At 64.9% G+C, this 12,132-nt stretch carries 8 protein-coding genes, 1 tRNA gene and 2 pseudogenes; 6 read left to right on the top strand and 5 right to left on the bottom strand.

Annotated features, from left to right (window positions below):
• A pseudogene (locus ACLJK8_RS06595) lies at positions 1–102 on the top strand (IS5/IS1182 family transposase); the annotation flags it as partial.
• 195 nt (positions 103–297) lie between these two features.
• Here ACLJK8_RS06595 and ACLJK8_RS06590 read toward each other — a convergent pair.
• The 5 genes from ACLJK8_RS06590 to ACLJK8_RS06570 form a co-directional block, all read right to left on the bottom strand.
• A complete protein-coding gene (locus ACLJK8_RS06590; protein WP_413149307.1) occupies positions 298–3,384 on the bottom strand; it encodes a DEAD/DEAH box helicase in 3,087 nt (1,028 codons plus the stop codon).
• Positions 3,381–4,706: an EH signature domain-containing protein gene (locus ACLJK8_RS06585; protein WP_413149306.1), complete on the bottom strand. Its 1,326-nt coding sequence runs from the start codon at positions 4,704–4,706 to the stop codon at positions 3,381–3,383. Before ACLJK8_RS06585 ends, ACLJK8_RS06590 begins: the two co-directional genes overlap by 4 nt.
• Positions 4,703–5,701: an OmpA family protein gene (locus ACLJK8_RS06580; protein WP_413149305.1), complete on the bottom strand. Its 999-nt coding sequence runs from the start codon at positions 5,699–5,701 to the stop codon at positions 4,703–4,705. The genes ACLJK8_RS06585 and ACLJK8_RS06580 overlap by 4 nt, the downstream gene beginning before the upstream one ends.
• Positions 5,701–7,698 carry a hypothetical protein gene (locus ACLJK8_RS06575; RefSeq protein ID WP_413149304.1) on the bottom strand — a complete coding sequence of 666 codons (1,998 nt, stop codon included), beginning with the start codon at positions 7,696–7,698 and terminating at the stop codon, positions 5,701–5,703. Before ACLJK8_RS06575 ends, ACLJK8_RS06580 begins: the two co-directional genes overlap by 1 nt.
• Positions 7,699–8,126: 428 nt before the next feature.
• A tRNA-Ser gene (locus tag ACLJK8_RS06570) sits at positions 8,127–8,214 on the bottom strand.
• A gap of 194 nt (positions 8,215–8,408) precedes the next feature.
• Between ACLJK8_RS06570 and ACLJK8_RS06565 the strand changes: the two genes are divergently transcribed.
• The 5 genes and pseudogenes from ACLJK8_RS06565 to ACLJK8_RS06545 all read left to right on the top strand — a co-directional run bounded on the left by ACLJK8_RS06565 (position 8,409) and on the right by ACLJK8_RS06545 (position 12,089).
• Positions 8,409–8,900 carry a hypothetical protein gene (locus tag ACLJK8_RS06565; protein WP_413149303.1) on the top strand — a complete coding sequence of 164 codons (492 nt, stop codon included), beginning with the start codon at positions 8,409–8,411 and terminating at the stop codon, positions 8,898–8,900.
• 153 nt (positions 8,901–9,053) lie between these two features.
• The gene (locus ACLJK8_RS06560) at positions 9,054–10,211 is read left to right on the top strand and encodes a D-alanyl-D-alanine carboxypeptidase family protein (protein ID WP_413149302.1); all 1,158 of its coding nucleotides are present in this window, start codon (positions 9,054–9,056) and stop codon (positions 10,209–10,211) included.
• A gap of 56 nt (positions 10,212–10,267) precedes the next feature.
• Complete coding sequence (tmk, locus tag ACLJK8_RS06555; protein ID WP_413149301.1) at positions 10,268–10,879, top strand: dTMP kinase; 612 nt, start codon at positions 10,268–10,270, stop codon at positions 10,877–10,879.
• A pseudogene (locus ACLJK8_RS06550) lies at positions 10,876–11,460 on the top strand (DNA polymerase III subunit delta'); the annotation flags it as partial. The gene tmk and the pseudogene ACLJK8_RS06550, both read left to right, overlap by 4 nt.
• 77 nt (positions 11,461–11,537) lie before the next feature.
• A complete protein-coding gene (locus tag ACLJK8_RS06545) occupies positions 11,538–12,089 on the top strand; it encodes a hypothetical protein (protein WP_413149300.1) in 552 nt (183 codons plus the stop codon).
• The last annotated feature ends 43 nt before the right edge of the window (positions 12,090–12,132 follow it).

Genomic DNA, 12,132 nt, shown 5'->3' with positions numbered 1-12,132 from the left:
AAGCAGTTTCGAGGCATCGCCACACGCTACGACAAGGACCCGGAGAACTTCCTCGCCGCCGTCAAGCTCACAGCCGCGAGGATCTGGTGTCAGAGTTTATGAGTCGACGCCCTAAGTCTCATCGAGGGTGCGATGGGAAAGCGGGCCCTGCGCGACGGGGCCGGGGCAGCCGAGTGAATACGATCAGCCCCAAGAGGAGAGTGACGAAGCCGCGGACGCGGCCTGAGGGAAGGAATCGAGACGTTGTCGAGGGAACTTCGCCGACGCCCCATCCCTAAGAAGATTTCACCAATTCGATCACTCGGCTTTATAGGACCCATCCGGGAGTGCGGTTGAAGGAGTTTGGCCTTCGCGGGAGAACATGGAAACCATGGCCTCCTGAAGTGGATCGCCGGAAGCATGTTCAACTCCGTTCCTGAGCAGCTCCTGCAGCTCCGCGGCGTCACCTGACGTGTCGCCCATCGGCCACAGCGCGGACCGCGCCAAGCGGCGTTTCTTCTGCATCAAGGTGTTCAGGAGACAATCGAAGGAGTCACCTCGGTAGCCGGGATGGATCGCCATCGGGACATGGACTGTCACCGGGCGGACTTGCCCAATCCGATGAACGCGATCATTGCATTGCTCTTCGACGGCGGGGTTCCACCAGCGCGAGAGGTGTATCACATGTGTCGCGGCGGTTAGCGTCAGCCCGACGCCGGCCGCCTTTGGGCCGAGAACAAGCAGATCGAACCCCTCGTCTTGCCGCAGGTGCCTCTGGAACCTGTTTACGATTGCCTGGCGCTGCGAGATTGGGGTGTCACCATTGATCAGGTCGATACGCGTCAGGCCGAAAGCGGCGCGGGCGAGTTCGACGAAGCGATGCTGCATCTGGCGATGCTCTATGAAGACGAGTGCCCGCTCTCCCCGGCGAGCAACGCCGCGCAAGATTTCGAACGTGGCAGCGAGCCGCCCGGAAGCCTCGATGAAATCGGCGCTGCGCTGGCCATCACTGATCGATGGGTGGACAGATACGCTGCGGATATGGTGCAGCATCTTCAGAGCAGCTCCCTGACCTCCATTGGCAAGCTTGATCCGCGCCTCCTCATAGGCATGAGCTTGGAACTCAGGCATGAGACGCGGGTGCAGATAGCGTGTCTTCGAAGGTAGATCGCCCGCGACTTCGTCCTTAAGCCGCCGGAGCGCGAGAGGTGGCTTGCTGGCACTCGAACCGAACACGCGGTCGTGTAGATCCAAGAGCGCGTCCGGCTCCGTGTCGATGTAGCTCGACCGGAACTCCTCGAGCGTGCCGAGGGCGCCCGGGGCGATCTGATCCATGATCGCCCACAGATCGATCAGGCTGTTTTCGATCGGAGTACCTGTGAGGCCGATCCGAAAATCGGCATTGATGGCGCGGGCTGCCACCGCCCTCAGCGATATCGGATTCTTTAGATTCTGGATCTCGTCGAACACGACGACCGACAGTGGTAACCGTGCTAAAGAATGCTGATAGTTAGCCAGCGTCGTATAGGTTGTGAGGATCCACGTTCGCTGCCCACGCCCCTCAGCAGTATCCTCGCGGAGACGGTCCAAATCGAGGGTTTCGCTGCCGGATTTCGTCTCAAACCCGTTGCCGCGCCTTTTGACGGCGCTCACACCGCTCCCATAAAGACGTAGTAAATGGCCAAGGCCTGACGCGTCGAGATGACGGTCCGCTTCTTCCTCCCAGTTGCGTAGCAACGAGGTGGGCGCCACGACGAGTATCGGTCCGCCGCGCCGTTCCTCGGTTAGGCGACGTTGGAGCCAACTTAGGAACGCGAGTGTCTGGAGCGTCTTCCCCAAACCTTGCTCGTCGGCGTTAAGCACACCGGAGGCGCCCGCTCGCCAAGCGGCGATCTGCCAGTCGAGGCTTTGGAGCTGATGTGGCTTGAGTGAAGTTCCAACGCCGGCAAGCCGGTCCTCACCCTCCGGCGCCGAACGTGGCGCCTCTCGCGGCCGCCATGCCGACACGCCTTCGTAGTTCTCAACCGTCGTTACGACGATCGGCGCTGACGCTTCGGATCCTTCTTCTTTTCGGTCTAGCCCATCGCGCTCACCGCGAGCGGACTCCACAGCACGGATCGCGGTCAAAGTCTGAGGCGAGGCTGGAACACGCTCGTTGCCGATCAGGACACTCTCTTCTCCACGTACCACGGCAGACTCGACCGCAGCCCGAAGCCCAGCGAGCTCTTCGGACGGCATCGCTTGAAGGACTCGTATCACCTGCTCAGAGAAGACCTCCGGCAACCAGGTCGTCCCGTTGTCGCGCGCGATGTCGATTGGCGGGACCTCATAGACGCCCACCCCGCGCACGCGATCCGAGAACTCTATGGTCTCAACGAAAGCAGGCCCGGCAGTCTCCTCGACCAGCTCGGCTTCGGCGTCCGGCGCAAGGTCATCAAGTCGACCAGCGGCCCTCAGCGAATCCTCGAACGCGGCCGTGAGTCGGGCTCTTGGATTGGCGATGAAAAGCCGACGCTCCGCCTCCGGCGCGTGCTGAACCTCGGCAATTGCTTCGAGCGCCGGCATCGCTGCGCGGTCGATCACGAGAAAGCTGCCCCGGCCTAAACGATAGGCTGGGAGGGCTCCACGTTTACGCACATAATCCTGAAAAGTCTTGAGGTCCTCCCCTTCGAGCTCAGCCGATCCTTGTAACGTGGTCTCGGTTGACGACAACGTATCGAGATGGCGTCGTGAAAAAGGAACCGGCTCGAAATCGTTCGCGGACTCATTCACATCGATCGAGAAGCTGTCCGCGATGCGTACCTCAAGCCCGGCGAGGAAATCCGACATCGACGCGCGCGCCGCCCGTGAATCTTGGACCCGGATACCGGGATCGAGTGCCTCGCGGAACCGGGCGAGAGCCTCCCAGTGCGAGGCGTCGTCACGTCCCGGCTCGCAGCGGTCCGCCACATCAAGCGCTCCAAGCAACCAACCCGGAAGTCGCCGTAGCCCATCCGCCGTCTGAGCGATCGCGCCCGTGCGGTCCACCGCCTGCTGTCTGCCTGCCTTGACCCACTCATGCCGCAGACGGAACCCGGAGGAGCCTGGCACACCCTCCGCGTCTGTCCGAAGAATTAGGTCAATTAGAGGAGGCAGATTCAGAGCCTCAGCGGCATCGCTTCCCAATCCCGCCGCGATCCTGTGGGACATCCGGATGCCATATCCCGAGATGTCGAGCTCATCAGAGCCTCCGTCGGCGAGCGTACGAAGATCGGCAATAGCGAGACTGAGCGCTCGATCTTCCGGTCCGAGGAGCCGTAGATCGCGCAGTTTGTCTTTGCCAATGAGTCTGCTGAACACGCCTTTCCGCTCGGGCCGCAGACGGAGCATCACCCCGCCCGCATCGTAGCTGAGATCGAAACTCATACGCAGCTCCTGATTGCCTCGCGGACGCGGTACTCCCAGCCGGAATGATGGGATATCGCCGCCACATGGGGAAGAAAGCGGATCGTCTCGCAGTCGTAGCGGAACTGATGAAGGCGAGGTATCCCCGGATCGTTCTTCCGAAAGACATGCACCTTATAGCTGTGTGAGCCTTCGACGATTAGACACCGGTCGAGTTCCAGGATAAGAAGCGAAGTATTCAACCTCGCCCCTCCGGCCACCTGACGGCCGAACCACCGGTCTCCTCGGTCAGCCTCGCGCAGCTCCCTTCGACGCGCAACACGCTCGCCCGCCGGACAGAAAGCAGCCCAAGCGTCCTTGATCCACTTGCGCTCGTATAGATCAAGCCAGAACGCGCGACGCGGCGCCCACATATGGCTGGACTCGACTTCCGAAACCACGTCCAAGAAAACTCGGATGCTGGCGCCCGTCAGCCAGCGAAGCATGACCGCTTTCTCTGGCTCTCCAACTTCGCTCCATACAGCCTGAGCCGCCAGCCGCGGATCTCCGTACATGTCGCGAATTGTGTGCATGAGATACGTTTGGATGTCGTCGGCGGGAGTTCGATCAATCCAGGGTCTCAGCGCCGCTTCGAGCGCCGCGCCAGCACCGGAGGTCCGGGGGGACGTTTGTCCCTCTGGCTTCAACCAGCGGAAGAGCCGCTCGACGGACGCGCGCTCGTGGAGCGTCGGCGCCAATCCTCTTATGAAGGCCAGATGGGCCGCATCCATTAAGCCGGATCCGATTGGCTGTAGGCCGACTCGCTTAAGGTCCACCCACGGATCACCCATATTCAGCATCTGTGCTGCCACGTCCTCATGCGCCCTGCTGGCATCGAACAGCGCTGGGAAGCCAACTAGAAGCCTCTGCCACCGCTCCCCGAGGCGTCCTCGCACAGCTGAGAGCGCCTGGCCGAGCTCGCGGCTATGAGCTGCGTTCGGAGCGAACGTATCGAGATAGATCGACGTCATGCCACCTAGAAAGCCACGCCGCGTCGAAGCTCTGATCTCCGCGGGGAAGAACCTTCGAAGAGCCGCGAGATCAGGCCGGTCCCGAAATTCAGGCATATAGAGGATGCGCGCCGCCGCTGTCGCATCGGACACGAACAGGTCGTCCCAATGTCCTTCCCGCTCTCGGTTCCTGAAGTCGACAAGCCTTTGCTCTCGGTCCTGCTCCGGGAGGAGCTTCACCCCCGGCCAACGGGCAAACACACGAGCCACCGAAGACCGGAGGCGGTCAAGGTCTGGAAGCACGGGGTGCCCGACGCTCGTGGACCGACCGAGAGCATCGTCGAGCCCAGTCAACGCACCGCTCCGGACATGCCAGATTCCAGTATCGCGCGGATGCGATCAATCTCCTCCGACCCGTGCGGCACATACATGATTATGCGCAGATCGATCCGCCGGTTCGTCGCCTTGTCCTCCAACGTGTCGTTTCCGACCACCGGTCGCATTTCGCCATAGCCCGCGACGGAGATCACCGGTTGTTCCCTCATGTTCAGATGTTCAACGAGGGAAGGCGCCTTTGCCGTCATCGCCACGAAGGTCTCGTTCGCTCGAGCGGTTGAGAGCCGCAGGTTGTTGATCTCGTTGCCGTCGGTGTCCGTGTGTCCCTCGATCTGTACAGCGTCGATCACCGCGCCGGCCGGATTGCAGTCCCTAGACCAGTCGGAGGCATGGCCGAGCGTGTAGCACGGGAGGATTTCCGCGAGCTGCTCAGCGACCGCGTCCACGATAGCTCGCTTGCCAGGGCGCAGCGATGCCTGGCTTCGATCGAATAGGCCGTCGCCCTGAAAGCGAAGGGCGTCTGACTCCTCGCTGATCACCACCTCCAGATCAGGGAAGCGCAGCCTCAGCTGCTCGCGGAGCGTCTCCAGAATCCTTCGCCTCGCCTCGGCACCATCGGAAATGTATGCCTCAAGAGGATCGCGAACGTCATATCGCCGGATAAGCTCGCGAAGCCGCTCAATCTCCGCCTCGAGCTCGGATATCCTAACCGTTGACTGCTCCACCACCGCCTGAAGACGGGTATTTTCGTCTTTAACCGCCCCGATCTCCTCCCTCAGTTCTTCGACTTGCCTTTCGGCCGCGTTCAACTGGTCGGTCAACCGCGCAATGGCGGCCTGCGCTTCCTCAAGCATGTACCTGGGCACTTCGTCCGAGGAATCATCAATCTGGCTGGCGAAGAATGCGAGCAGGATCATCACGACAAACAGAAAGCTGACCGTCATGTCCGTCATCGAGACGAACGCTGACTCCTCTTCGTCGTCGACGTGGCGCCGGCGGGTCGCTCCGCGCATCAGGCCCGCCGCGTCTGCTGAGGTTGGAATTCCTCGGCCTGCTCGATAATTCCACGCATTGCATCCAGCGCCGAATTCATCTCGCCCGTCATGTCTCGAACGTGCCCGCCCATGGCATCGACTACGTTCTGCACTTCGATGCGATACCGCTCGAATGCCCTTCCAAGCTTCTCGTCCATAGAGTCGAGCCGGTCGCCCTGACCTTGCTGCGCCTCCAGCATTCGTGTCACACCAGCCAGCGCCGCCTCGATACCCATCCGCTGTGAGCCGAGCGCCGTGCCGGCGGCCTCGAGCGTGCTTGCCGCTGATCGAGCAGTCAGTTCGGCGCTTCGTGTCACGGTCGCGGCGGCGGTTTCAACGCTTGCCGAGAGTCCCCGAACCGACGCTTCGAGTCTCTCGGTGGTCGCGCGGATTGGCTGAGCGGCCCCCGTCAGGTCCTGGCTTGCCGCGCGAAAGTTCCCGGCCGCGAGTTCCCCCGCTTCGGCTCCGGACCGGATGGCATCGGATAGCCGCCGCATTTCGACGGCACCCGCGCTCAACTCCGTCGTCACATCCTGAATTCGCTGCGCGATGGCATCCATCGGCCCGCTGAGTTGGCTCGCGCTCTCGGTGATCTCCGCCGCTGTTCGCGCGAAAGCTCCCTGGATAGCGGCGCCCGCTTCGGCGCTCGTGGCAGTCAGGCTGTCGCGAGCAGCGGCGGCGCCACTTTTGACAGCACCTTCCAATTCCGCGCGAAAGCTGGCTGCGGCGTGCCGCATCTCTTCCGCCGCGGAGCTCATAGCTCGCGCGCCCTCTCCAGTATTTTCTCGGATGGCCTCGAGGGTCTGGGTCATGACGGCCAGCATCTGCTCGCTGCCCTGGGTCATGGCATTCGCAGCCGTCGCAGCCGTCGATCCCATCGAACCACGCAGGTCATCGATTGCCTGGCCGAGCCGGGATACCGCCGTCTCCATCTCCAATCCCATACGGCCAGAGCTTTGATCGAGCTTGCCAATGACTTCTCCGATCTTGGTGCCCGCTTCCATCAGCCTATCCGAAGCCGATCCGAGCGCACGGCTCACATCGCCGGAGAATCGCTCGGACAGATCAGCCACCATGGATCCCATTCCGTCACTGCCCATCCGGTTCACCTGATCGATTAAGGGAGCCATCTCGCCTCGGATCGCGCCGGAGATGGCATTCGGCAGCTCCTCGCGAAGTGGACGGCCAAGCTCAGCAACCAGCTCGTAACCAAGTTCGCGCCACCGATCGCGCTGCTCCTCCGTCGCCCGGAGCTGCTTGATCGCGAGCTCCTCGAGGCTGACGTAGCTGAGACGTCGTTCTAGATCGTGACAAAGTCGATGAAGAGCGGCCTCGACCCGGCCCACCCGGACACGAAGCACGATCGTGAAGAGGATTGAGCAAAGGAGGCCGGTCAGTGACATGATGAATTTCGCTGAAGCAATCGTCAGCAGGGTTCTCAGCGAGTCGGTCGCCGCCCCGGCCCGCAGGTCCATGGAGTTCAGGGCAGAAATCAAACCCAAAAAAGTTAGGAAGAGCCCAACGCTGACAAAGAGACCAGGCAGATATCTGGCAAACCGCGGACCAAACCCTAGGTCCTCGGCATTGAAGAAGAAGGACGGCCGGATGGTGTTTCGAACGACAGTTTCATCGTCGATCTCTTGATGTATCAGAGTATCCTCATACTCCTTCCAGGTCTCAGCTACCTGGCGCCTTGGCCCCGAAGGTTGAGAGTTCAGTACCCCAGTCACCTGAGGCCTCAACTCCCGAAGATCATCCGCCCCCGAGTGAGGCCCGACCAGAGCATGTAACCACCGGACCGCGGAAACTTGCTGACGGGTGCGCAACCAGAAAGCCGCGATCGCGACCAATAGACTTACAATCAAGAGCAGAGATACCCAACCTGGAGCCGATGGATTTCTTAAGATATCGGCGCCACCAAGCACAATATCTCGAACTTCCAAGCCAAGATTCATCGTTTCCTCAAGTGCAAGCATCAAAAATCTTCGCGGTCCAACTCGGCAATCAAGCTGCGCTGCACTCGATCCATGGGCGGGCAATCCGCAGTCGGAATGTGTCGCATAATCGGGACCCGTGCAATGTGGCGCGACAGTCATCTCCGAAAATTCGAGTTACACCAATCGCTTCGCGTTCAGATAGGTATGCTGTCAGCTTCAGTAGCTTGCCACCGTGACAACCTGAACCAGAGGGGCGTACCTCGCGACTCCCTTCCTTTCGCCTTGAAGCGCAGCCGTCTGTCCCTCGCCGAGGATGAGCCACCTTCGACGCCATGGGACGGGCCTCCTACTCCCCCGCACGACCAACGCGGTCGCATCAAATCGCGTCCAAGCCCAAACCTAATGGCGGGACTTTTGGCGGGTATGATGCCGCTACATCGAAATCTTATAGCGATATCAATAATGAATGGCGGAAGCGGTGAGATTCGAACTCACGAACGGTTTCCCGTCGCCGGTTTTCAAGACCGGTGCAATCAACCACTCTGCCACGCTTCCGGACGTTCCTCCTTAGCGACGGCGGGGCGTGCCGTCCAGTCGCGCCGTGGCCAATCGCCGTAGCCAGTCGCCGTGGCATGGGCTTTTCTCGCCGGGCGCTGGCGGCTACATCATCCATGCCGGGCTGGCAGGAAAGCTCGGCCAGGCAAGGCCGAGCGTGACGGGTCTGGCGGAAGCGGCATCGGGAGAAGGATATGGCGGGCGCGGGATGGCATGGCGCGGCTTTGCTGGCGCTGCTCGCCGGCTGCGCCGCCGGCGAGTCCGGCCAGGGCCAGGGCGATTTCCGGGCGGGGCCGGTTCGGGGCGGTGGCGCCGAGCAGGCGAGGCACGATCCCGAGCGGCAGGGCGCGCGACGCGGAAGCGCGGCGGCGGGCGCCTTCACGCTCCAATTCGGCGACGCTCTGGCGCCTTCGGTCTATCAGCGGGATCTGATCGGGCGCCGGGATCGCCCGAGCGGCACGCAGGGGCTCTGGGTCACCGTCCCGGACCTGCGGCGGGCCGAGCGCGCCGAGGTCGTCAATCTCGCCACCGGCGCGTCGGTCAAGGTCGCGTTGTTCCGGGGCCGGGTCCGCGCCGGGGAAGCCCGGATCTCCAACGCCGCCGCCGCGCTTCTCGGGATCGGAGCCGACCCCGCCCGCGTCAGGATCACCGCCCTGCGGCGCGAACCGGTGCTGGCCGCGCCCTGATCGCCGCGACATACCGCCACCCCGTCGCGCCCGCGCCAGCCTTGGTCCTCCGCACGCATAACGTGTGTGATTTTGACAGTCCCGCGGGCTTCTTCTAGGCTGAGACCGCCCGAGGCGCCGGACGCGATCGGGGCAGTTCTCGGGAGATCTGGAATGCCGTTGAAACCGCTCGCGCTCCTGCTTCTCGTCGGAGCCCTGATCGCGCCCGCGCTCGCCGCCGCTTTCGAGACCAGGGCCCGGACCGCCTTCATCATCGACGACGCGACCGGCGCCGTCCTCTTCGAGAAGAACGCCGAGACACCGGAGCCCCCCGCCTCGATGTCGAAGCTCATGACGATCTACATGCTCTTCGAGGCGCTGCGCGACGGTCGCGTGACGATGGAGACCACCTTTCCCGTCAGCGCGCGGGCGCGTGTCATGGGCGGCTCGCGGATGTTCGTCGAGATCGGCGACCAGGTGCCGGTGGAGGCGCTGATCAAGGGCATCATCGTGCAATCGGGCAATGACGCCTGTGTCGTGGTCGCCGAGGGGCTCGCCGGCACCGAGCAGGAATTCGCCGCGCAGATGACCCGGCGCGCGCATGAACTCGGCCTCTCCTCGGTCCAGATGAAGAACGCTTCCGGCTGGCCGGCCGAGGGCCATGTGATCAGCGGCCGTGACCTCGTCGCGCTGGCGCGGCTCCTGATCCGCGAGTTTCCCGACTATTACCCGTATTTCGCCGAGACCGAATTCACCTGGAACAACATCACCCAGCCGAACCGCAACCCGCTGCTCAGCCTCGGGATCGGCGCGGACGGGCTGAAAACCGGCCATACGAGCGAGGCGGGTTACGGGCTCGTCGGCTCGGCGGTTCAGAACGGGCAGCGCGTGGTCTTCATGATGTCGGGCCTCGGCAGCATGAGCGAACGGGCCAGCGAGACCTCGGCGCTGGTCCGCTGGGCCTATGGCGCCTTCGACACGGTCAGGTACTACGGCGCGGGCGACACCGTGACGCAGGTGCCGGTCTGGCTCGGCGCGGAGGAGTCGGTGCCGCTCGTGGCGCCCCGCGACATCTCGCTGCTGGTTCCGCGCGCCGACCGGGCGGCCATGTCGGCCAAGGTCATCTACGACGGGCCGGTCGAGGCGCCGATCGCGGCGGGCCAACCGATCGCCGAGCTCATCGTAGAGGTGCCGGGCCGCGAGAGCGCGCGTTTCGACCTCGTCGCGGGCGCCGATGTCGCGCGCGGCGGGCTGATGCGCCGGATCGAGGCGGCGGCGCGGTTGACGCGGGACCGCGCGATGGGGATGTTGCCGCGCCGAAGCGCCGAGTGATCGCCGTCCCTTCGGCGGGCCACCCGCGGGGCCTCGGCCCGGCGATGCGAGGGATCATGATAGGCGGACGGTTCATCACCTTCGAGGGCATCGACGGGTCCGGGAAATCGACCCAGCTCCGCGCGCTGGCCGCGCGGCTCCGGGAGCGCGGCGGGACCGTCGTCGCGACGCGCGAGCCCGGAGGCGCGCCCGGCGCCGAGGAGATCCGCCGGCTGCTCGTCGAGGGTGCGCCGGGGCGCTGGTCGCCGGAAACCGAGATCCTGCTCTTCACCGCCGCGCGGCGCGATCATCTGGAGCGGGTGATCCGCCCGGCGCTCGACCGGGGCGAGACCGTGCTCTGCGACCGGTTCGTCGATTCGACCCGCGCCTATCAGGGTATCGCCCGCGCCGACCTGCGCGCGACGGTGGACGCGCTGCACGACCTCATGATCGGGCGCGAGGCGGATCTGACGCTGATCCTCGATCTCGACCCGGCCCGCGCCGTGGCGCGCGAACGGGCGCGCGGCGGGACCGAGGACCGGTTCGAGCGGTTCGGGACGGCGTTCCAGGTGAGGCTCCGCGCCGCCTACCTTGCTCTCGCCGAGGAATTCCCGGCCCGCTGCCGCGTCGTCCCGGCCGACGGCGAGGCGGAGGCGGTCGCTGCGCGGATCGCGGAGATCGTGGCATGAGCGAGCACGAATCCGACCGGCTCGACGGGGTGCCCCACCCGAGGTTCACCGCCCGCCTCCACGGTCAGGAGGAGGCCGAGGCCAGGTTCCTCGACGCGCTCGGCTCCGATCGGCTGCCGCATGGCTGGATGCTCACCGGCCCCCGGGGCGTCGGCAAGGCGACGCTCGCCTGGCGCATCGCCCGGAGCCTGCTCGCGGGCGGGCGGGTGCCGGAGGGCGGGACGCTCGACATGGACCCAGGAGATCCGGTCTTCCGTCAGGTGGCCGCCCTCTCCGCGCCGCGTCTCTTCCTCTGCCGCAGGCCGTGGGACGACAAGGCGAAGCGGCTCCGCGCGCAGATCACCGTGGACGAGGTCCGCGCGCTCAAGAGCTTCTTCCAGATGTCCGCGGCCGAGGGCGGCTGGCGGGTCGCCATCGTCGACGCCGCCGAAGAGATGAACATCGGCGCGGCGAACGCGCTCCTGAAGGTGCTGGAGGAGCCGCCGGAACGCGCGGCGCTCCTGCTCGTCTGCCATCAGCCCGGGCTCCTGCCGCCGACGATCCGGAGCCGCTGCCGGGTGCTCCGCTGCGGTCCGGTCGGCGCCGATGACCTCGCCCGCGCGCTCGACGGCGCCGGGANCCCGGGCTCCTGCCGCCGACGATCCGGAGCCGCTGCCGGGTGCTCCGCTGCGGTCCGGTCGGCGCCGATGACCTCGCCCGCGCGCTCGACGGCGCCGGGATCTCGGCGCCGGCAGGGGACGCCGCCGCGCTCCGCGCGCTCGCGGGCGGATCGGTAGGCGACGCGGCGCGGCTCATCGCGGGAAACGGGATCGCCACCTATGCCGAGATCCTCGCCCTGCTCGCGGGCGCGCCGGGCATGGACCGGCGGCGCCTGATCGCACTGGCCGAAAGCTGCGCCGGCCGGGATTCCGCGGATCGCTACGCCATGGTGCTGGATCTGATCGGCATCGCACTCTCGCGCCTGGCGCTCGCCGGCGCGGGATCGGGGCTCGAGCCCGTCTCCGGCGACGAGGCGGCCGTCTGGGAGCGGCTGGCGGCGGGGCCCGGACCAGCGCGGCTCTGGTCCCGGATCGCGGCCGATCTGCTCGCCCGGGCCGAGCATGGGCGCGCCGTGCATCTTGACCCGGCGCAGGTGATCCTCGATACCTGCCTGCGGATCGACACGGCGGCGGCGGAGGCCCGGATTCCGTCGCACGGAGTTCCAAGCTGACTCCCCGGTATTTCGCGTCCCCATTGGTCGTTGTTCAGAAGTC

It is taken from the genome of Amaricoccus sp. W119 (assembly GCF_047275745.1).
Classification (GTDB): domain Bacteria; phylum Pseudomonadota; class Alphaproteobacteria; order Rhodobacterales; family Rhodobacteraceae; genus Amaricoccus.
This window is presented reverse-complemented; position numbering and strand designations above follow the sequence as displayed.

Coding starts and splice junctions, on each gene's coding strand:
- ACLJK8_RS06590 (WP_413149307.1), bottom strand. CDS start 3,384: ATGAGTTTCGATCTCAGCTACGATGCGGGCGGGGTGATGCTCCGTCTG.
- ACLJK8_RS06580 (WP_413149305.1), bottom strand. CDS start 5,701: ATGCGCGGAGCGACCCGCCGGCGCCACGTCGACGACGAAGAGGAGTCA.
- ACLJK8_RS06575 (WP_413149304.1), bottom strand. CDS start 7,698: ATGCTTGCACTTGAGGAAACGATGAATCTTGGCTTGGAAGTTCGAGAT.
- ACLJK8_RS06565 (WP_413149303.1), top strand. CDS start 8,409: ATGGCGGGCGCGGGATGGCATGGCGCGGCTTTGCTGGCGCTGCTCGCC.
- ACLJK8_RS06560 (WP_413149302.1), top strand. CDS start 9,054: ATGCCGTTGAAACCGCTCGCGCTCCTGCTTCTCGTCGGAGCCCTGATC.
- tmk (WP_413149301.1), top strand. CDS start 10,268: ATGATAGGCGGACGGTTCATCACCTTCGAGGGCATCGACGGGTCCGGG.